Raw genomic sequence first — 20,087 nt, 5'->3', positions numbered from 1 at the left:
TGGCACCTAAGTTGGATGACAAGCAGCAAGAAGGAGTGACGCCAGATGAGCAGCCATCGTGGGACAGCGGTCCGCGAAAAGAGCGCGGGGGCGCTGGGCGCCTTAGTTCCGGCCGAGGAGAACGGCACCGATGCAGGCGGGCAGCCGACACCTCACCCGGCAACGCTCTACTTCGCGGCGCGACTGCGTGAGCTGATGGACGGGCTGGCTGTCCGCAGTCTGGAAACCGGCCGGACGCGAAAGCTGACAGTACGACGGTTGCAGCAGCTGCTGCATGAGCAGGCACCTGAGTTGGCCGTGTCGCAGACGCACATGTACCGCTACGTGCACGGTGAGGCCAGACCGAGTGTGACTCTGGTCTACGAGCTGGCGGTGCTTTTTGGGGTCGCGCCGACCTACTTCCTCCCAGACGACCTGCTGCCCGAAGATTGAGCGGTCCACGGGGACAGCTGGTTTAGAGGCTTAGGTCGTCGTCATCGAGAGCCTGCACGCGCTCGTCGTGATCGAAGGCCTGCCCCCGCTCGTCATGATCGAGAGCTTGCTGTCCGCGCTCGTCGATCGTGTTGGCCGGCACGTTCCAGCCCAATGCGATCTGACGGCGCTGAGCCGCTCGAACGGCGCGCGCGGCGTTGTCGTACTGGGTGAGGACCTGGCGCCACTCGTCGCCCAGATGGGTGCGGCCGAGACGGTCGGCCAACGTGACCGCCGGCACCGGGTCAAGCAGCGGGTCGGCAGGTGCGGACGGCGCCGTCGTGAGAGTGGTGCTCCACGGCAACGCATGGGTGAGCAGCCGCAGCGCTGAGGAGCCTGCGCCGCGGCTGGCTTCCGGGTCGAGCAGGATGACCCGAGCGTTGGACGCGGCGGCGTGACGGGCGATATCTGCGAGCTGGTGGGGGTCGGCAGCGGCTGGGTCATCGACGACGACGATGGCTCCCGGTGGTAGTGCCCACTGCTGGCCGCTGACTTGCTGGTGCGCGTGGCTGACCGTGGTGATGGTGTCGGCCAACTCCGCGTCGCGAGCGGGTGCCGCCCCGGTGTCCGTGGTCGAGAGCCACAGCACCTTGCGGTCGTTAGCGTTAGCGGTGTTGCGCAGTGTGTAGAGCGACGCCGCGGTTTCGCCGTCGGTGATGTCGGCCCGGACGACGCTGATCCGATAAGGCTGTGCGGCAAGCGCTTTGAGTCGCTCCGCGTTGTGCGGCTCGTGGCCTGCCAAGGCCGCCGCGGGGATGACGAGGGGCGTGCGGCTGGGGTCGACGTCGCTGGCGACTTGGAGTAGGGCCACCTCCGAGCGCGCCGTTTCGAGCAAGCGGTCGAGTGTGTCGGAGGTCGCGGTCTGGGCGGCGGCGAAGGCTGTCGCGACGTCGCGCTCAGCGCGCTCGAGGTCGCGGCGCAGCACCTGCCGCCGGTCGCGCAGCTGCGCGCGGGCGGCCAGGTCCGCGCGCTCGGCGTCGCCTCGCGCTTTGGCGATGTCGTGCTCGGTGACGATCTTGTGTCCGCCGGCGGCCGCGGTGCGCGCGGCCTGCGCCTGGGCGAGGGCCTGCTGGAATTGCATCGAGGGCGGCTTGTCCGGCAGTAGCTCGGTGTAGAACGCGACATCTTGTCGGGCAGAGGCAATGTCGAGTTCGTCGGCGTCGGGGTTGGCCTGCAGGAGTGCGAGCTGAGTGCGGGCGTGCTCGACCATGCGCAGTTTGTCGTTGTAGACGGCATCGGCGTCGGACCACTGCTCCATCACCGCGGTCACTGCGTGGGCATAGGGTCGGTCGGCGTCGACCTGGCGGCGCATTCTTAACAGCTCGTCGGCTGCGCCGCGCAGAGCCGGGCCATTTCCTGCTCGGATTTCTGCGTCGAGGGATTTGATGGCGGCGCTGACGTCGCGGTATTCCTCTTTCAGGGTGGTAATCCATTCCATGGTGATGCCCAATTCCGGTGCGGGGCGGTTTGCTGTGAGTTCTTCGAATTGAAGGTCTCCGAATTCATCGGACGCGTATTCAGATAGGTCTTCGGGCGGGGCGATGTCGAAGTAGTCGTCGAAGGGCGGGGCCTCGTCGAGCTCGGCGAAGGGGCTTTCCGGGTCGGGCGGAAAGAGTGCTTCCTCGTCGGGGTGGAGCGGAGCGTCCTCGGGTGTGGGTAGGTCCTCGACGTCGATGCCTAGACGGGCTTGCAGGCGGTGGGTGAAGGCGTCGACGGTGTAGGTGATCAGGCGGGCGTAGTCGCCCGGCGGGATCCGGTGGTCGGCGTCGGTGGCGTCGGCGAGGTGTTCGGCCGCGACATGGAGCAGGTCGCGTGGGGTCCAGGTGTTCGGGTCGGCGGCGCTGATGGCGGCGACGAGGCCGGGCCAGGCCGGATCTGAGGTGATGGTTTCAGCCAGCGCCGTTCCGAACACGACATCGATATCTGCGACCCACGGAGGGCGTAGGCGCGAGTGCGTGGTGGCCAGGGTCGCGGTCGGGGACAGGGCTCCCGCGATGCGCCACCACAGCGCGGCGGCGGGCAGCTCGTCGGGCAGTGGTCCCTGGCGGGCGGCGGTGGTGATGATCTGGCGTAGGTCGGGGGTGGTGCGGGTGGCCTGGGCGAGCTGGGCGGCCAGTTGTGGCCAGTAGGCATCGGCGCGTAGGCGGGGGTCGATGGCGTCGATGAGGTCGTTCCAGCGGGTGGTGTCTGCACTGCGCCGGCCGATGTCGGCGGCGGCGTAGCGCTGCAGGGTGGCCTGCATGTCGCGGGTTCGCACGGGGTATTGGCGCGCACCGGTGAGGCGGGTGTCGGTGTCCTCGACGCCCGTGGCGGCGCGGAAGACGGCGATTTCGGCGGTCAGCGCCGGATTGACGGTGATCAAGGGGCGTGCCCAGGCGGGGGCGGTCGCGTTGGTCCAGGCCCGTGCGCGGTCGCGGATCTGGTCGGCCAACCCCTCGACCAGCTGTTCGCGGCGGGTCAGGTACGCGCCCCAGTGCGGTTCATTGGCCAGCGCGGGCGGGATGCCGGGAAGCCAGCGCAGTACCCCGATGCTCGCGGAGTGGGTGCCGGCGGGGTCGATGCGGTGATCGAGAACTGCGGCGGGGTCGGCGGCGTCGTCGACGCTGCCTTTGGCCAACGCGTCGGTCAGCAGTTGGCGAGGATCGGCGCCACCGATGGCCAGGACGGAGAGGTTGCGCCGTAGCACCGGCCAGGCTTCGCGCTGGCTGAGCCGGGGGATCACGTCGTCGGCGATGGCATCCAGCCTGTCCCGTGCACCGGCGCCCAGTTGATTTTCGGCCGCGACACCCAAGGCGTCGTAGAACATGTCGGCCGCAGCTTGCAGTCGGGTCGCCGGGTCCTCGGCGCGGCGGGCTTCGGTGGTGGCTGACACCTGTGCGCCGTCGCGGGCCAGGGTGCGGGTCAGGACGTCGACGGCGGTGTCGGGGTGGGTGGCCTTGGGGGAGAGCAGTCGGTGCGGATCGCCTTCGGCAGTGGACAGGTACAGGTGGTTTTCGTCGGTGGCGCGCGTCATCGCGACGTAGAGGTGCTGGCGGGTGAGCGTGTCGGAGCCGACGATGTGGCAGGTGCCCTTGGTGTCGCGCCGTCCTGCGGTCAGGCCTTGGGCGGAGTCAATGGTGGCGGCGTAGCCCAGCGTGACGTGTTCGGCGATGTAGTCGGCGGGCAGCGTGACGATGCGTCCGCTGCGTAGGTGGCGTGCTTTTACGCTGCCATCGGTGAGAACTTCGGTGATGGTGTAGCGGTAGCCGTTGCGCACGAAATCGTTGCGCCCGATGGTGATCCGGCGGTTGTTTTTGCGGGTGCGGATGGTGTCTCCGACGCTGGCGTGCAGGTGATCGGCCAGCATCACGCTGGCAGCGTCGGCAGCCTCGGGATCAGCGGCCAAGCGGTCGGCGCGGGCGCGGGCGTTGAGTTCGTTGATGACGTCGTTGGTCGGGGCGAGCAGGATGGAGTCCCCGCCCGCCGCGAGGTCGGCCCGCCATGCCTGATAGGCCATGTCGGCGGCGGTCTCGTCGGTGCCGACGTGGATGCGATGGTGGTCGATGTAGAAGCCGATGCCGGCCGGGTCGGCGTCGTGCAGCGCGAGCCCGGCGGCGGCTTCGGCGGGGGATTTAAATCGCACGACTTCGCTCAAGGTGAGCGCGTCGGTGGCTTCGGCGATGTCACGCAGAACACCGCCGGCGGAGATGGACGACAGCTGCCCGTCGTCACCGACAAGTCGTACGCTCGCGCCTTTACGTAGCGCGTCGGCAATCATGGCGTCCAGGCCCGCGGTGGCGGCCTTGCCGGCCTCGTCAACGACGATGAGAGTGTCGGGGCCTACGTGGGTGAACCAGTCGGGCACACCGGAGATTGCGGCCTTGTTCGGGTCGGCGGACCAGACGTACTTGTCGAGCGTGTCGGTGACCGCGCCCAGGTCTTCTCCGAGCACGATGGCCGCGTCGGCGGTGGGGGCCAAGCCGATCAGGTGTCCGCCCGAGCTGCGCCACGCATGGGTCAACGCCGCCATGGCCGTGGTTTTGCCGGTTCCTGCGGGCGCCAGCGCCAGTGCGACACGGCGTCCGGAGGTCGCCATCTCCGATACCAAGGCCGCCTGGCCGGGGTTGAGCGTGCGTCCTCGCGCGGCCGAATCTGCGAGCGCCAGTTCGACATCGGCGGCGGTGGTGGCGCGTCCGTCGCAGCGCTGCACCGCGTCAAGAATGCGCCGCTCGGCATTGAGGGTGTCGCGACTGGTGTAGAGCGCCACACCGTGGCGGGAGTAGACGCTGGCACCGTCGCGGCGACGCAGCGCGACAGGCTCGCTCAACTCGGCGTCGGTGACGCGAGCGTGGGGTACCGAAAAGGCGTCACCGAGCGCGGTATCGGTGAGCCGTTCGACCAGTGCGACATCGTGCGCCACGTCGTGGTTTCGAGCGATGCGCAGCGCCTCGGCGCGCACGTGGTGCCGCTGCCAGGTGGAGCGGGCTTCTGACACCGTGGCGACGAGTTCGCCAGCACGCGACGCCACCCATTCTTCGTCGATGACGGGTGCGGTGCGGGTTCGGTTGGGGCCGGCCAGGACACCGGCCAGCATGCTGTGCAGCCCGTCGCGTCCAAGGACCTCCACAGCTTGCGTGCGCCACACGTCGCGCTGCTCGGCCAGCGAGCGCGGTTCATGCTTTGCTTCGCGCGATTCGAGCGTCGCCTGCTGGGCCAACGCGATGATTTCGGTGTTGGTCGGTTCGCGACCGTGATCGGCCTGAAACTGCTTGGACAGCTCGGCGGTGCGCGCCTTGATTGCGGCCCGCCGGCTCGACCACCGAGACATCAGTTCTGCTGACATTCCGTCGATCTCTCGGACCGGCCGTTTCCCTCGTCCACGGGACTGTTCGACGAACGGCACGCCCAGGGTGGCGATCATGTGCGCTTCCAGGCGGGTGTTGTACAACTCCGAAGCCGCGACGGTCACACGGTGCAGCGGTTGGCCATCCAGGGCGAGCCATCGACGCACGCCGTTGGCGTCGATGTGGGACACCTTGTTCGAGATCGCTACGTGAGTGTGCAGGTCGGGGTCACCGGCACGAGAATCGCGGTGGGTGAACGCTGCGGCGATGAGCCCTTCGGTGTCGACCTGGGCGACTCCGCCAGCGCCGGTGCGGGTGAAAGTGGCTTGATCTTGCAGCCACTCCAGCACGTCGGCGACCGCTGCATCGTGGGCGGCCTCAATCTGCTCAGCCACCGGCAGCGGAGCGATGGCCCATAGTGCGGACACGGATTTCACCGGTGAGAACGTCAGGTCATATCCGGCGACAGCGGTCGTGCGCGCACGGGTGTTACGCGCGATGAACCCCGACAGTTCCCGGTCATCAGCGGGCGGGCGGCCATACTCCTCGCCGAACAGCTCCAGGGCCACGCGGGTGCGGATCTGGGCGCGAATGTCGGGAGCGATCGTGGCGTTCCAATGCGCGCCGGTTTCGGCGTTGTGATCGCGGAAGGCCACCGCCAAACGGCGCGCGAACTCCGGCTCGCCGTCGCGGACCAGAAACTTGCGCCCAAGGCGGCTGGCCGCATGCTGAGTGCCCATGCTTCGGCCGGCGACGTAGCTGTCGATGCGCTCGGCGTTGGGGTGCAGACCTTCCCCATAGAGGGCGCGCATCTGCGCCTCACTGACGCCGGATCCCTCGTCAACAGCCCAAATCTCCTCGCGCACAGCGGGTGTGACTTCGCAGCGGCCAGTATCAGAGAGGCCGGCCAGGCCGCGCCCCATCCACCGACCGGGCGATTCGCCTTTGGCCGAGTAGTAGTCGGCCAGCGTGGAGCGGCCCCGCTCGGTGCTGTCAGCGGCAGCGACCTGCCGCACCAGGTACAGGTATCCGTCCCCGGCGGTCAGCTTGTGCAGCGTCATCACCATGACGCGCACACAGGGGTCCGCATGGCCCGGACAGTACGAAGTTTCCTGCGGAAAAAACCACGACCATCCCGGGGGTTCTTAGAAAAGTCTTAGATTCGAGGTACTGGCGCAGGGGTCGTATTCATTCGGGGTGAATACGCCCTCACGCTGGTCGGCATGTAGCGCCGGGTATTGCTCTGTTCGCTTCTCACCTCTCCTGGACCAGCACGTGAGGTGCGTCCTTCATGCCTCCTGCGTTGGTCTGACCACGTCGCGGGTTTGTTGCTTTGGTCGGCCACCAGCTGGCTTCGCGTAGGAGTGTGGCGATGGCGGGCACGGTGAGGGTGCGCACGAGGAAGGTGTCGAGCAGCAGCCCGAAGCCGATGATGAGGCCGGCTTGGATCATGATGGCGACTGAGCCGACCATGAGGCCGAACATGCTGGCGGCGAATATCAGGCCAGCGGAGGTGATGACGGCTCCGGTGTTTGCCACGGTGCGCAGGACGCCGACGCGGATGTTGGTTCCGGATTCTTCGCGGAGCCGTGAGACGAGCAGCATGTTGTAGTCGGCGCCGACGGCGACGAGGATGATGAACGCCAGCAGCGGTACGGGCCAGGCGATTTCGTGGCCCAGTCCCCATTGGAAGACCACAACGCCGATGCCGAGCGAGGCGAGGTAGTTCAGCACGACGGTGCCTAGTAGGTAGAGCGGTGCTAGGAGCGCTCGCAGCAGTAGGACCAGGATGACGCCGACGATGATTATGGTGGCGATGGCCAGTTGTGCGAAGTCGGCCCATAGGAGTCGTTGGATATCGGAGTTTACGGCGGGGAAGCCGGCGACGGATACGGTGGCGTCGGCGAGTGACGTGTTGGGTCGTGCGGTGTTGGCGGTGTCGGTGATGCGGCTGGCGAGGTCCATGGCTTCAACGCTGTATGGGTCGTGGCTGCTTTCGATCATGAACCGCGCTGTTTTGCCGTCCGGTGAGAGGAATTGTTCGGCGACGTCGGTGAATTGCCGGTTCTCGAATGCGTTGGCGGGCAGGTAGAAACCGCTCGAGGAGTCGGAGTCGGCCGCTGCGCGTGAAGAGTTTTGTAGTTGGGTGGCGATCTGGCTCATGCCGGACAGCATTTCGATGTTGCTGTCGGCGAGGGTGCGGACGCCGGTGGCGAGTGCTTGGGCGCCGGAGGCGAGCTGTCCGATTCCGTCCTGTAGTCGGCGGAGGTTGGTGGCCAGGTCGGCGGGGTCACCGAGGGCTCCGAATGCCTTGTCCAGCGAGGCGACTGCGTTTTGGACGTTGGCGAGGGTGCCACCGACCGTGGCGTTGGTGGCGGGATCGTAGCGGTCCCCGAGGTCGGCGATCTGGTTGAAGAATCCGCTGTCGCGCAGAGTGACCAGGATCTGCACCTGGTCGCGGATTTGGGCGCATTGCGGGGTGGTGGCACACCACGGTGAGGTGTTGAGGGCGCCGACGAGTGGGTCGAGTTGGGTGATCGCGTTTTGGGCTTGGTTGGCCAGCGGTCGTAGTCCTGGGCCGGATTGGATGGCTTGGTCGACGGCGGGCGCGGTGGCGGATAGCTGGTGCAGCAGTGGCCGGAATTGGTTGACCTGAGTTCCTGCGGATTGGGCTTGGGTGAGGATTCCGGCCAGTGGTGTGAGGGCGGTGCGCACGGTGCTGTCGAGTTGGGCGAGGCCGTCGGCGAGCTGGTCGGCGCCGCCGGTGAGTTTGGCGAGGTCGTCTTTGCGTGAGTTGCCCTCGGCGACCGCGCCGGCCATTTTGTCGCCGATCTGGCCGTTCTGCCAGGCCAGTTCTGCTTGGTCGAGGCGCTCTCCGGTGGGGCGGGTGACTCCGGAAACTTTGGTGACGCCGGGGATCTGGGAGACGCGGGAGGCCATTTCGTCGAGGTCGGCCAGTCCTTTCCCGGTCCGCATGTCGGTCGGGTTTTCCACGACGAGGAATTCGCTGATGACGACGTCTTTGCGGAAGTGGCGGTCCAGCAGGTGGTAGCCCTGGTTGCTGGCTGTGGTGGCTGGTTGTCCCTTGCGGTCGTCGTAGCTGATTTTGATGGTTGCGGCGGCTGCTGATAGGGCGAGCAGGATGACCAGGCTGACGATGAGTAGTGGCACGGGACGGCGGACCACGGCGACGGCGACGCTGTTCCAGTAGCGGCGGGTGCGGTCGGGTTTGGGTTCACCGATGCCGCGTTCGGCGGCTAGCGACAGCACGGGTGGCAGCAGGGTGACGGTGGCCAGAAATCCGAACAGCACGGCGATGGCGCACGCGGGGCCCAGGGCGGCGAAGACGCTGAGCCGCGCGAAGACCATGGCCAGGAACGCGAGTGCGACGGTGGCGGCGGAGGCGAGGATGACACGCCCGATGCTGGCGGTGGCGTGGATGATGGCCTGATCGGCGGGTAGTTGGGCGCGGCGCTGCTCGTGGTATCGGCTGATCAGGAACACGGTGTAGTCGGTTCCGGCGCCGAGCAGGATCGCCGTCATGAAGGCGACGGTGAACTGGGAGACCGGCATGCCCATCTCGCCGAGGGCGGACAGCACGCCGCGCCCGACCGCCAGGCTCAACCCGATTACCAGCAGCGGTAACAGCGCGGTGAACACCGACCGGTAGACGATCAGCAGGATCAGGGCGATCACGCCCGCGGTAGCGATTGAGATCAGCAGCAGGTCGTGCTCGGCCGAGGCGATCATGTCGCTGAAGGTCGCCGGTGGTCCCGTCACCTGCACGGTCGTGGTCGAGCCGGTGAACACCTCCGCCGCGATGTCGCGCACCGCGTTGACGGATTCTGCGGCAGTGGGGTCTCCGAGGGTGCCGGCGACGCCGACGGGCAGGTACCAGGCTTTGCGGTCGACGCTGACCGCCTGGGCTTCGGTAATCGGATCGGCCAGTAGGTCCTGCACCAGCAGGACGTGGTCGCCTTCGGTCTGCAACCGGCTCACGAGTTCGCCGTAGCGCTGCCGTGCAGTCGGAGTCAACCCATTGGGGTCTTCCATGGCGACAAACACCATGGTTTTCGAGCCTTCTTCGCCGAACGCGGCGCTCATGCGGTCAACCGTCTGCAAGGACGGCGCATCGCGAGGAATGAGGTCCACCGACTGTTGGCGCACCACGGTTTCCAGCTGGGGAAACAGCAGCGCGAGAACCACCGCGGCGCCGAGCCATACCCCGATGACCAGCGCTTTGTGCCGGAGGGTGAATCGGGCTAGCGCTGCCAACCGTTCGCTGTACTCGCGGGTGTCGGCCGGGTCGGGTGATCCGTTGGCGCCCCGACCAGAACGCGTGGCCTGGCTTGGGGAATCTGCAGTGCCGTCGGTCACTAGACCTCCACTGGTAGCGTAGCGATACTGTCGGTATCGCTACGCTACCGCATGTAGTGCAAGTGGTGACGGCGTCGTAGGACGCCAGGCCGCGCAATGCGCGACTGGGGAAGGACAGGCGGCCGCTATCGAGTCCAGCGCCGGCCGCCGGTCACAGCCGGCAGGGAATGGTCGAACACTCAGTTGGCTTCTGAAGCCAGGCCGACGTTGTTCAGTCGACGGCATTGGCCTTGGATGTTGTTCAGGTCTTGCTGTTGCTGGTCTCGGACGTTGACATCGAGCGCACGGACGGCCACATCGCGTAGCGGGGCCGCTAGCTCTAGGTTTGCGCTTCGGTTGTGGCCGACTGGCCCGTGTTCTGCAGCAGCACGTAATTGCCTAGGCTGCCCAGGAAACCTGCGCAGTGCTGAACGAGTTCATCGGTGGTGAACTCCAGTTCTCCGTCGAGTCGGCGGCGCAAGACTTCGAATAGCCCTCCCACGCCCAAGGTCGAAGCCAAATGGGCAACCCCCACGGCGGAGTCGGCGATATCGAGGTGAAGTCTGGCTTCGCGCAATACGAGGTCGGTGAAACCGGCCATCAGTTCGCTGCGTAGCTCTCGGAGCAGCGGCTCGGTTGCAGATTCCACGAACAGGATCCGACCCAGCCGAGGGTCGTCGTCGATCATGCTGACCAGCCTGTGGATCGGCGCGTACGCCAGCACCTCCGGTGGCTCGCCGGCATCGGGGATCGCGTCGACTATCACCTCCTGGAAGGTGGCATAGAGCTGCTGGTAGACAGCCCGCAGGAGGGCGTCTCGGCCGGAGAAGTGCTGGTAGAAGTAGCGTGACGTGACACCTGATTCAGCGCAGACGGCAGTCACAGTGGCGGCGGCAACACCGCGCGTGCCGATCAACTCGGTTGCGGCCTCGATGAGACGGGTGCGCCGGTTCCGGTGACGCTCCTCGGCGGACATCCCGCTATACACCCGCGCCGAAACCACGTGGATAGCTTGCCATCTAATTCTGACAAGTCTTAGAGTCAGATTGCCAGCGTGCCCTTGACGAACGGGAGAACAACATGAGCGACGATTCGTTCACTCGGCCCACCACGAGGGTCGTCCCGAAGCCCCGCCGTGTTCGATTCGACATGCCTGCTGGGACCAGTCGGCAGCACTTCGTCGATGGCGACTTGGTGATGAGCCACTTTGTGTCCACCTTGTCGGCCACGTTCCCCGAAGGCGAAGACTTCTTCATCCGGTCAGTCCGCGAGTATCGGGACCACATCAGCGACGCTGACCTCAAGGAGGCGGTCAAGGGATTCATTGCACAAGAGGCCACGCACCGACACCAGCATCGGCTGCTCAACGATCGGCTCCAAGCGATGGGCTATCCCACCGAGGGGATCGATCGCCATATCAAGAAGTTGGTTGGCCGACTTGAGAAGCGTTTTTCTCCCAAGATGCGCCTGGCTGTGACGGCCGCCCTCGAGCACTACACAGCGACATTCGCCGAGATCATTCTCACCAGCGACGAAGCTCAAGAATTGATCGGCGACACCGAAGTGCGGCCTATTCTGCTCTGGCACGCACTGGAAGAATGCGAGCACAAGGCCGTCGCTTTCGATGTCTACGAGACGGTCGGTGGAAGCGAACGCACCAGGGTCTGGGGGATGCGGATCGCCAGCCTCCTCTTGTTCAGCGAGTTGGTCATCCAGACCACCCGCTCTCTGGCCGGTGACCGTGCCGCCTACAACCCGGTGCGGTTGCTGCGCAGCCTTCGAGGTTTCCGTCATAACCCGCTATTCAGCCCAGCAGCAATTGAGCGCTTTCGTTCCTACACCCGCGCCGGATTTCATCCCGACGACTGGGACAGCGCAGAAATCCTCGAACGCTGGACCAAGGAACTCTTCGACGCCGATGGTGGCCAACAAATGCGTAGTAACGTCTAGCTCGACCAGAGCCCGTCGCGGTCAAAGTCGGCCTAAGCGAAGAACAATTCATGGGCTTCGCTCCGCGCGCAGTGAAGTCAAGCCCAGTCCTTTCTACTGGCCGCTCGATGGTGCTCGATCACGTCGCGACCTACAGGAAGCTCCGGCCGAGGAACTCGGTGACGGCGGAGCCGAAGGCGTCGTTGTCGTCGCCGGCGATCATGTGTCCGGTGCCGGATACGTCGACGGTCTCGGCGTGGGGAACCAGTTGCTTGAACTCGTCGACGGTGGCTTGGGAGACCACGTCGGACAACAGACCCCTTACGAGAAGTGTTGGGGCGCTGACCCGTCGGGCTCCGTCGATCAGCAGGCGGCTGATTGCGTCGAATTGCTCCGTTCCCGTGGTCGATTCGTCGCGGAGGAAGTCGAAGTTGGAGTGAATGAATGCCGGGTCCCACCGCCAGATCCAGCGGCCGTCGTGACGCTGCCGTAGCACCTTGCGCAGGCCGTCGACGTTGGCCGGGCGCGAGCGGTGGGGGTTGTATGCGGCGATCACCTCGGCGGCGTCGGAGAGGGTGCCAAAGCCATCGGGATGTGCGGCCATGAACGTCACCACGCGACGAGCGCCCTGGAATTCAAGCCGCGGGGTGACGTCGACCAGGACGACCGCCGTCCACGACGCCCCGGATGTCAACAGATGCGTGCCGAGCACGGTCATGCCCCCAAGGGATGCACCTACGACGGCAGGGGCGGTATCGGCGCTGAAGTGCTCACGCACGGCGAGGAGATCGGTCGCGAGTCGCTCGAGGTCGTACCTGCCGGCTGGGTCCCAGTCGCTGTCGCCGTGACCGCGGGTGTCGTAGGCGACGACTGTGTATCCGCATGCGTGGAGACGACGCGCTGAAGTGCTCCACGCGTGCCGGTTCTGGCCGCCGCCGTGCAGGAGCAGCACGACGGGACGGGCGTCATCGTGGTCGTAGCAGTCGGCGGCCAGGGTGATGCCGTCCTGGGTTCGGACCCGATGCTGCACGGCGGAGGTCATGACACCTTCCTGGCAAGATCGGAGTCCGCCCGAAGCGTGCGACCGGTTACAAGCACCTTCATTGTGCGTTGCCCGCGGCGTTCACGATCGTGACCGTGCCCTGGGCTGCGCAGACGGCTTTGTCGCCGTTGCTGATGTCGATGCGCGCTACTCCACTGCGCTTGCCCAGTGACACGATGTCGGTGACTGCGACACACACCCCGGTGGACACGGGTCGCAGCAGGTTCAGCTTGAATTCGGTGGTGGCGACCCATGATCCTGCCGGGATGACGGGGTAGAACACGACTCCGAGACAGTGGTCGACCATCGCCGATAGACATCCGCCGTGCAGGGTGCCGAAGGGTGTGAGCAGTTCGGCACGGGTTTCCATCTCTGCCACCAGCCGACCGGCGGCGAGGTCGGTGTGCCGAAAGCTCAGAAACGTCGACAGTCCACCGGCTGTGTTCGCCGATCTGAGCAGCTGGTCGGCGATCTGCTCATCGAAGTGCGCGAATGTCACTGCCACCACCATGCCCCTTTCTCCTGTCCGGTCATGTGTCGATCACCGTTCGAGCCCGCGAATCGTTTGAGCATGTCGCCGAAATGCGCCGACGTCGCCGTGCGCGGCGGAGGGCTCGACCTCGACGGCGACGAACCTGGCCGTTGCGGTGAAGCGCACGACGCGTCGTTGAAGAGGGACACGAGCTAGACTGGTGTGGTCCAAGTGATGGGCAGCGACGTGTAGCCGCGGATCGGTCCGGAGCGCAGCCGCCGCGCCGATTCAAGATCGACCTCCCAGTCAGGCACCCTGTCCAACAACGCATCCAGAGCGATGCGGGCCTCCATCCGCGCCAGCGCCGCACCCAGACAGAAGTGGATGCCGCGACCGAAGGCGACCTGGTGCTCACTGGTGCGCTCGATGTCGAACACGTCTGGGTCGGGGAAGGCACGCTCGTCGCGGTTGGCCGACCCGAACAGCAGCAGCACCTTCTCACCTTGACGCATCGTCGTGTCATGCAGGATGACGTCGCGGGTCAGGGTTCGTGAAAGTCCCTGTGCCGGTGAGTCGTAGCGCAACAACTCCTCGACTGCCGGCCCTAACAGTGTTCGATCGGCGGCCAGGCGTCGGCGGGTCTGCCGATGCTGGGCCAGCACGACCGCGGAGTTCCCCAGCAGATTGGTGGTGGTCTCGTAGCCCGCGACGAGCAGCAGCGCGCAGAAGCCGAGGACTTCCTCGTCGGTCAGTCCGATCCCGTCGACTGTGGCGTTGGCCAACGCCGACATCAGGTCCTCGCGGGGATTCTTGCGGCGGTCGGCGAGGAAGTCGGTGAAGTAGGCGTAGATCGCGGCGGCGGCGGCCAGTGCATCGGTGGTTTGTCCGTGGTTGACGTCGACCTGGACCAGTTGGCTCGACCACAATCGGAACTGATCACGATCGGTGGCGGGAACGCCCAGCAGATCGGCGATCACCGCAGCGGGCAGGATCGCGGCGAAGTCGGTCACGAAGTCCGCCGATCCGGACCCCTCGTCGAGGCGCTCGAACAACTCCGCGGCCATCTGCGTGATGGTGCCCTGCAACCCGGCCACCCGCCGAGGAGTGAACGCCCGGCTCACCAGGGCACGCAACTGGTCGTGGCGGGGAGGGTCCATGACGATCATCATCGGCAGGAATGAGCCGATGAAGTCTGATCCCGGCGGGGTGGGGAAGATGCCGTCCACCGAGGAGTACGTGCCGTGATCCAGTGCTGCGGCCTGGACGTCGGCGTGCCGGCTCAACACCCAGGTATGGGATCCCTCGGCGCGGTACACCGGAGCCGTCTCACGCAACGACCGATACGTCGGATAGGGGTCGTTGAGGATTGAGGCGTCGAACGGGTCGTAACGAATCTGCACCGAGACCACCAAGACCTCCGACCACCAACGTAACGACGGTTTAGACTTGCAGTCTAAACCGGGCGAACGGGACAGGGGGGCAATGCGCAAGATTCCACGTCAGATCTCTGACCGGCTTCCCGCCGCGGCGGACTTGTTCGCCGAGAAGGGGCTCAACGACTCCAAGATCGAAGAGGTCGCCGCGGTGACCGGTGTGCCGAAAGCGACGCTGTACTACTACTTCGCCGGCAAAGAGGACATCCTCGCCTTCCTGCTCGAAGACCTCCTCAAGGACATCTCCGAGGCCGTGACCACGATCGTGCACACCGACGGCACCGGTGCCGAACGCCTCGAACTCGTCATCCGCGCACAACTGCGGGCAATGGCGCAGCGGCCAGCGGTATGCCGTGCACTCATCGGCGAACTGGGACGAGCGGCCCGCATGCCGGCCATCGCCGAGATGATCAATACCGCCTACCAACAACCCGTCGAAACTCTGCTCGTCGAAGGGGCCCGCGACGGGTCCCTCGTCGCTCAGCCCGATGCACGATCGACGTCCATTGCGCTGTTCGGCGCGGTCACCATCAATGCACTCATGTACCTGGTCACTGGAAACCACCTCGACGAGACGGTTGTCGCCGGCACGCTCAGCGCCGTCATGTTCGACGGCCTGCGCCCGCGCACAGGAGACCAGTCATGAGCACCTACGGCCTGTCGGTTCTCGGCGCGGATTTAAAGTCACTGGCCCAGACCGCACAGGCCGCCGACGCGGCCGGGTTCGACGCCGTATGGGCCTCGGAGTTCTACTCTCGGTCCGGATCGATCTCCATGGCCGCGATGGCCAACAGCACACAGAACTGTCGGATCGGTTCCTCCATTCTCTACGGCGTCGGCCGAAGCCCCTTGGTGCTGGCCACCGAGGCGCGTGACCTCGACGAACTCTCCAACCGGCGACTGGTACTCGGCATCGGCAACGGCACCAAACGGATGATGAGCGACTGGCACAGCGTGCCCGACACCTCCGCACCCGCCCTGCGGATGGAAGAACTGGTGATGCTGCTGCGCCGGATATGGAACCTGCATGAAGGCCCGATCCATCACGAGGGCCGTTTCTACAGAATGAATCTCACCCCGACCGGCGACATGGGACCCTCCAGCCGGCCGATCCCGATCGTCACTGCCGGTGTCCGGCCCCGGATGTGCGAGGCGGCCGGGCGGGTGGCCGACGGCCTGGCCGGACATCCGCTGTTCACAACCACCTACGTCGAGGAGATCGTCCGGCCCGCTATCGCCAGGGGTGCCGCGCACACCGGCCGCGACCCCAATGACGTGGAAATCATTTCCATGGTGATGTGCGCCATCCACGACGACACCGAGGTCGCCAGGCGCGAACTGGCGCAGCAGATTGCGTTCTACTCCTCGGTCAAATCCTACGAGACGGTACTCGATGTGAACGGATTCGCCAGCGAAGGCCGAACCATCCGGGAAGCATTCGCCCAGCGCGATTTCCCGGCGATGTTCGCCGCGGTGTCCGACGAGATGATCGACACCATGGGCGTCGCCGGGACGGCACACGAAGTCCGTGAACAACTGAGACGCTACGACGGCGTCCTCGACCACATCATGCTGTATTCACCATCGGTCGGCATCGCTGCGGAACGCGTGCAGCAAAACGTCGACAGCATCATCGGGGAATGCTCGCCCGCCTCGATGTCGCGAGGGCGGTCCGGTCCACGTTCAACCTGATCCACGCATTGCCGCCCACGTCGACCCGTCGCCGCGTCCGCGGCCGCATCAGTGGCTCTGCCGCGCCGACCCCGCCGATGATTGCGTGGCGCTGTTGACGATGTTGGCGTCGTCGGTGTCGGGGAGGTCATGGCGGACCACGCGAACCCGTCCTTGAGGTAGGCAGGCCATGTAGCCGTGGCGCATGCCGTAGAGTTCCCACGCTGTCTGTTCAGTGTCGGGATCGACATCGATGCGATGTCCGCGCGAGAAGCTCAGGTGTAGTCCTCCATCGTCGCTGGAACAGGCCTGGGTGCACACTGCGCCGGCGAGGTTCAGCAGTGGGCGTTCGTGGGTTGCGATCCTGAGGGGGTCAATACGCACCGCCTCGATGGGGTAGGTGCCGACGGCCGGAAGGGTCAATAGCAGGGGGCAGGAGATGACGATTTCGTTGTAGTCATCGAAATCCAGAACCAGGCCGCCATGCAGCGAGAGGCGTTGTACGACACGGTTTTCGATCCATTGGGTGTACATGGCAGTCTCTTTTCGACGCATCGTTGAGCCGTATCTCCAAAGAGTACGCTAAGTAGCGCTGCGATATCAGTAGTATCGTTACCGGTTTGCGGTGGGCCGAGCAGCGCTGGTCACGACGCGCCTGGTGGCTCGGTCAATGCGCTCGCGGGTGTCGGCGGCTGTCGCGCGGTGGCCGCTGAAGGCCACGAGGTTGGCCAACCAGATGTCGGAGATGACCCCAGCGACGTGCAGATCGGTAGGGGTGGGCTCGCCGCCCCTGAGCGTGCGGGCCAGCAGGATCTGGATTTCATCGGCCGCGCGGTCGAGTTCCGCGGCGGCGCGGGTGTCTGCGACGGCGAAGGCCCGTGTCATGGCTGTCGTCAGCCGTGGGTCGCGCTGCCAGCGGTCATGCAGATGTGCGGTGAGGCGTTCGAGCCGTTGCAGCGGTGGGCCCTCACCACTCGCCCAGTCGCCGGCGGAGTCGAGTCGACGGAACTCGCGCGTCAGCGCTGCTACCAGCAAGTGGGTTTTCGCCGGGAAATAGCGGTAAAGCGTGCCGACGGCGATGCCGACCCGCTCGGCAACCGTCCGCATCTGAACCGCCTCGTAACCACCGGCCGCGGCCACGGCCAAAGCTGCATCCAGAATCGTTTCCCGGCGCCGTGCGGAGGCGCGTGAACGCGACGCGTTAGCGGCCCGCTTCTCGGTAGCGACCGAGTTCGCTTCCGAAGGCAGGGTTTTCCCGTGGCAGCGCGCCTGAGGGAAAGTCATGACGGCTCCGGGTCGAGACCGCCGCGGCGCGAGAACTGCTCCAGAAGATCGCCGAAAGCGCTGACATCGCCGTGTGCGGCGAAGTGCTCAGGGCTGACGGCAATGAATACTGCACTGGCGGTGAAGCGGGCGATCCCACCCTCACCCGTGCCTGTCGCCGTGACATGCAGCGCCCGCCCTTCACGAGAGACGATGTGGGTAGTAATCCGGTGGGTCTGATGCAGCGGCACCGGCCGCAAATATTCGACCGTCAGGGTGCGGGTGACCGCTGGGGTGCCGGCGATCCACAACGTGAAGCCCAGGACGTCATCACATGCGGCGGCCACTGCCCCGCCGTGAGCCAGGCCCGGGGCCCCGATATGCCGCTCGTCGAACGTCACATCGGTGTACACCGCGTCGCCGCTGCGATGCACCACTAGCCGCAGTCCGTGGGGGTTGTCCGGGCCGCAACCCATGCAGGTCGTGGTGTGCGAGGGCAGCCGCTCCGGCGGCAACACGCTTTCGGGCACCATCACCCTCCAATACGATCGGTTTCGCTGCGCTACCGTTAGTACCACACTGCTAGACTGCCGTGACAGCATCGCGTGAAAGATCGACCGCCGAGGTGAATGAGTGAGCGACAGCCAGTCAGTGCCAGTCCCTGACGACAACGTGGACCCGCGGCGCATCCGGTCACGCACCCGGCTGCTGGATGCTGCGGCAACGCTACTGAGCACCGGTGGGGTGGAAGCGGTCACCATTGATGCCGTCACCAAAGCATCCAAAGTGGCCCGAACCACGCTGTACCGCCACTTCCACAGTTCGTCGCATCTGCTCGCAGCCACGTTCGAACGCCTACTTCCGCAAGTGACCACTCCGGCACCGACCAGCGGACCCCTCCGTGAGCAGCTGATCGAATTGCTCAGCCGCCAAGCCGCACTCTTCAACGACGCACCGCTGCATGTCACGACACTCGCGTGGCTCTCATTGGGGCCCACCGGCTCCACTAACGAAGCGGATGAGCGCCACACATCCGGGGCGCTACGGGCCCGAGTCGTTGACCAGTACCGTCAACCATTTGACGCCATACTCACCAGCCCGAGAGCACAAGCCGAACTCGACGACTTCGACCGGGAACTGGCGCTCTGCCAACTCGTCGGACCACTCGCCTTCGCCCGAATGACCGGGCTTCGCACCATCACTCACAATGACTGCGCGAACATCGTCGATGACTTCCTCGCCGCCCACCGCAAGACCGATAGCGACGCCAAAGAGTCGAAGATCGCCACCAAGAAGACGGGCCGCCCCGCGCGCTTAGCTCGCTAGGCACAACGAAATCACAGCGTCCAGCCGGCTGGTCTTCGGGCCCTTTTCGCCTTCTCGCAAATCGCGTCGGCGATGGCATCGAAGGACCGTTCGTCGCCATCATCGGCGAGGCCGTGCGCGCAGATTCCATGGGCATCCGCGTGACGATTCGTGCCGGCAAAGTGAGTGCACCACCTCAGTGTTCGGACCGCCGTTTCCCGCGTTGAGAACTCTTCCCCCTACGTCCGTGAGGTGTCTCGCGGGCAACCCCTCGCATCCGCGGTCTCGCAATCCTTGGGACGCGGGGTGTCTGCGCCGCGGATCTTTATCCGGATATCGTCCGTCGTTAAGTGATCGTGCTTATTGGCAGAGGGGTCGAATTCCGAGTGGGGTGAATGCCCAAATCAGAGGTCTGTTCGAGGACGAGTTTGTTCGCTGCGTCGCAAGCGCTGGCTGTCGGTGTCTCTTGATAAGACTGTTGCGAGCTGACTGCGTACCTGTGGTCAACAGGCAGGAGGATCCGATGTACTTCAAGGTCACGGTCACTGGTGACGCCAACCGCTATCCCACGTGGGCCTTGTACGGCGACAACCATGAGATGGTCGCCTGGGCAGGCGAAGGCTTCGAATCGCAAGCCAACGCCACCAGAGCGGCAAATGCCTTCAAGTCCGGCGGGTCCGCAGCACGGTATGAGACATTCCAGGACGTCGGCGGAAGCTGGCGGTGGCGCGCATGGCGGTCGAGTGACAAAGTTGCCGCCTCAGGTGAGTCGTTCGCCAGCTCTTACAACGCGGAGCGCGCCGCCGAGAACGTGCGGGCGAACGCGCCGTATGCGACTGGGCCCTGAGCTGCGTACATGGGTGACAATGACGATCTGAAGTTGAATCCACGGTTCCTGCGGCGAGCAGCGGAACAGGTGCGCGACTTTGAGCGGGCGTTCAGCGCCCTGCTCGAGCTGTGTCAGTTCACCGCTGGGCTTCGGGCGATGGCTGGTCCCGACCTGCCTGACGAGGTACTTGCCGGCTACGCCAGTCTGCCCGCCGTGACACCGAGATCTGATGTGTCAGACGACGAATGGGTGGCGGCGAAGGGCCGCTGCTCACGGACAGCTGGCCGTATTGCGCATCTTCCCGACATCACCGGTGTGCGGATATCCCGCCCGGGATTCGGCGGTCCGGTTAACCCGTTCGAGATGTGTCGGCGGACATGAAAAACTGCCCACCGGCGGACATGAAAATGCCCAGTAGCGGCCAATAAGAACTGCCCACCGGCGGACACGAAAGTGCCCGTCGGCGGCCATGAATCTGTCCAGACCCCCTTTT

At 65.4% G+C, this 20,087-nt stretch carries 16 protein-coding genes; 7 read left to right on the top strand and 9 right to left on the bottom strand.

Translation table 11 applies throughout. From position 1 onward, the window contains the following. Positions 1-45 precede the first annotated feature (45 nt). Positions 46-432 (top strand): helix-turn-helix domain-containing protein, encoded by a 387-nt coding sequence (locus ACXMYJ_RS16190; protein WP_241479827.1) that lies wholly within the window; start codon positions 46-48, stop codon positions 430-432. A gap of 22 nt (positions 433-454) precedes the next feature. Here the strand turns inward: ACXMYJ_RS16190 and mobF are convergent, their stop codons facing one another. From mobF to ACXMYJ_RS16175, 3 genes are all read right to left on the bottom strand, one after another. After that, on the bottom strand, positions 455-6,361 hold the full coding sequence (mobF, locus tag ACXMYJ_RS16185; RefSeq protein ID WP_460357682.1) for a MobF family relaxase: 5,907 nt from the start codon (positions 6,359-6,361) through the stop codon (positions 455-457). Between the two features lie 187 nt (positions 6,362-6,548). Beyond that, positions 6,549-9,671, bottom strand: coding sequence for an MMPL/RND family transporter (locus ACXMYJ_RS16180; protein WP_099961894.1), 3,123 nt, complete (start codon positions 9,669-9,671; stop codon positions 6,549-6,551). 319 nt (positions 9,672-9,990) lie between these two features. Further along, positions 9,991-10,626, bottom strand: a complete 636-nt coding sequence (locus tag ACXMYJ_RS16175) for a TetR/AcrR family transcriptional regulator (RefSeq protein WP_099961893.1) — start codon at positions 10,624-10,626, stop codon at positions 9,991-9,993. Between the two features lie 104 nt (positions 10,627-10,730). On the opposite strand from ACXMYJ_RS16175, the gene ACXMYJ_RS16170 reads away from it, so the two are divergent. Next, positions 10,731-11,600: a metal-dependent hydrolase gene (locus ACXMYJ_RS16170; protein WP_064403591.1), complete on the top strand. Its 870-nt coding sequence runs from the start codon at positions 10,731-10,733 to the stop codon at positions 11,598-11,600. Positions 11,601-11,730: 130 nt separating this feature from the next. Here the strand turns inward: ACXMYJ_RS16170 and ACXMYJ_RS16165 are convergent, their stop codons facing one another. The 3 genes from ACXMYJ_RS16165 to ACXMYJ_RS16155 all read right to left on the bottom strand — a co-directional run bounded on the left by ACXMYJ_RS16165 (position 11,731) and on the right by ACXMYJ_RS16155 (position 14,502). Next, a complete protein-coding gene (locus ACXMYJ_RS16165) occupies positions 11,731-12,621 on the bottom strand; it encodes an alpha/beta fold hydrolase (protein ID WP_460357598.1) in 891 nt (296 codons plus the stop codon). A 58-nt stretch (positions 12,622-12,679) separates the two neighbouring features. Beyond that, on the bottom strand, positions 12,680-13,132 hold the full coding sequence (locus ACXMYJ_RS16160; protein ID WP_059098023.1) for a PaaI family thioesterase: 453 nt from the start codon (positions 13,130-13,132) through the stop codon (positions 12,680-12,682). Between the two features lie 173 nt (positions 13,133-13,305). Next, entirely contained in the window at positions 13,306-14,502 is a 1,197-nt protein-coding gene (locus ACXMYJ_RS16155) for a cytochrome P450 (RefSeq protein ID WP_099962762.1), read from the bottom strand. Between the two features lie 73 nt (positions 14,503-14,575). Between ACXMYJ_RS16155 and ACXMYJ_RS16150 the strand changes: the two genes are divergently transcribed. After that, positions 14,576-15,172 carry a TetR/AcrR family transcriptional regulator gene (locus tag ACXMYJ_RS16150; protein ID WP_099961890.1) on the top strand — a complete coding sequence of 199 codons (597 nt, stop codon included), beginning with the start codon at positions 14,576-14,578 and terminating at the stop codon, positions 15,170-15,172. After that, positions 15,169-16,218 (top strand): LLM class flavin-dependent oxidoreductase, encoded by a 1,050-nt coding sequence (locus ACXMYJ_RS16145; protein ID WP_099961889.1) that lies wholly within the window; start codon positions 15,169-15,171, stop codon positions 16,216-16,218. The genes ACXMYJ_RS16150 and ACXMYJ_RS16145 overlap by 4 nt, the downstream gene beginning before the upstream one ends. 48 nt (positions 16,219-16,266) lie before the next feature. Here ACXMYJ_RS16145 and ACXMYJ_RS16140 read toward each other — a convergent pair whose 3' ends face one another. The 3 genes from ACXMYJ_RS16140 to ACXMYJ_RS16130 form a co-directional block, all read right to left on the bottom strand. Continuing rightward, positions 16,267-16,731 carry a DUF6188 family protein gene (locus ACXMYJ_RS16140; RefSeq protein ID WP_173838230.1) on the bottom strand — a complete coding sequence of 155 codons (465 nt, stop codon included), beginning with the start codon at positions 16,729-16,731 and terminating at the stop codon, positions 16,267-16,269. 78 nt (positions 16,732-16,809) lie between these two features. After that, positions 16,810-17,481, bottom strand: a complete 672-nt coding sequence (locus ACXMYJ_RS16135) for a TetR family transcriptional regulator (protein WP_099961887.1) — start codon at positions 17,479-17,481, stop codon at positions 16,810-16,812. Continuing rightward, entirely contained in the window at positions 17,478-17,990 is a 513-nt protein-coding gene (locus tag ACXMYJ_RS16130; RefSeq protein WP_099962761.1) for a PaaI family thioesterase, read from the bottom strand. Before ACXMYJ_RS16130 ends, ACXMYJ_RS16135 begins: the two co-directional genes overlap by 4 nt. Before the next feature lie 103 nt (positions 17,991-18,093). Between ACXMYJ_RS16130 and ACXMYJ_RS16125 the strand changes: the two genes are divergently transcribed. The 3 genes from ACXMYJ_RS16125 (at position 18,094) to ACXMYJ_RS16115 (ending at position 19,975) form a co-directional block, all read left to right on the top strand. Further along, the gene (locus ACXMYJ_RS16125) at positions 18,094-18,786 is read left to right on the top strand and encodes a TetR/AcrR family transcriptional regulator (protein WP_099961886.1); all 693 of its coding nucleotides are present in this window, start codon (positions 18,094-18,096) and stop codon (positions 18,784-18,786) included. 502 nt (positions 18,787-19,288) lie between these two features. Then, positions 19,289-19,612 carry a YegP family protein gene (locus tag ACXMYJ_RS16120; RefSeq protein ID WP_030133890.1) on the top strand — a complete coding sequence of 108 codons (324 nt, stop codon included), beginning with the start codon at positions 19,289-19,291 and terminating at the stop codon, positions 19,610-19,612. Between the two features lie 9 nt (positions 19,613-19,621). Beyond that, positions 19,622-19,975, top strand: a complete 354-nt coding sequence (locus ACXMYJ_RS16115) for a hypothetical protein (protein ID WP_460357591.1) — start codon at positions 19,622-19,624, stop codon at positions 19,973-19,975. The last annotated feature ends 112 nt before the right edge of the window (positions 19,976-20,087 follow it).

Source organism: Mycobacterium sp. ZZG (assembly GCF_054786995.1).
The sequence above is the reverse complement of the archived record's forward strand: the minus strand, read 5'-3'. Positions and strand labels throughout refer to the sequence as shown.

Coding starts and splice junctions, on each gene's coding strand:
- ACXMYJ_RS16170 (WP_064403591.1), top strand. CDS start 10,731: ATGAGCGACGATTCGTTCACTCGGCCCACCACGAGGGTCGTCCCGAAG.
- ACXMYJ_RS16150 (WP_099961890.1), top strand. CDS start 14,576: ATGCGCAAGATTCCACGTCAGATCTCTGACCGGCTTCCCGCCGCGGCG.
- ACXMYJ_RS16140 (WP_173838230.1), bottom strand. CDS start 16,731: ATGTACACCCAATGGATCGAAAACCGTGTCGTACAACGCCTCTCGCTG.
- mobF (WP_460357682.1), bottom strand. CDS start 6,361: ATGGTGATGACGCTGCACAAGCTGACCGCCGGGGACGGATACCTGTAC.
- ACXMYJ_RS16175 (WP_099961893.1), bottom strand. CDS start 10,626: ATGTCCGCCGAGGAGCGTCACCGGAACCGGCGCACCCGTCTCATCGAG.
- ACXMYJ_RS16115 (WP_460357591.1), top strand. CDS start 19,622: ATGGGTGACAATGACGATCTGAAGTTGAATCCACGGTTCCTGCGGCGA.
- ACXMYJ_RS16120 (WP_030133890.1), top strand. CDS start 19,289: ATGTACTTCAAGGTCACGGTCACTGGTGACGCCAACCGCTATCCCACG.
- ACXMYJ_RS16165 (WP_460357598.1), bottom strand. CDS start 12,621: ATGACCTCCGCCGTGCAGCATCGGGTCCGAACCCAGGACGGCATCACC.
- ACXMYJ_RS16160 (WP_059098023.1), bottom strand. CDS start 13,132: ATGGTGGTGGCAGTGACATTCGCGCACTTCGATGAGCAGATCGCCGAC.
- ACXMYJ_RS16145 (WP_099961889.1), top strand. CDS start 15,169: ATGAGCACCTACGGCCTGTCGGTTCTCGGCGCGGATTTAAAGTCACTG.
- ACXMYJ_RS16190 (WP_241479827.1), top strand. CDS start 46: ATGAGCAGCCATCGTGGGACAGCGGTCCGCGAAAAGAGCGCGGGGGCG.
- ACXMYJ_RS16135 (WP_099961887.1), bottom strand. CDS start 17,481: ATGACTTTCCCTCAGGCGCGCTGCCACGGGAAAACCCTGCCTTCGGAA.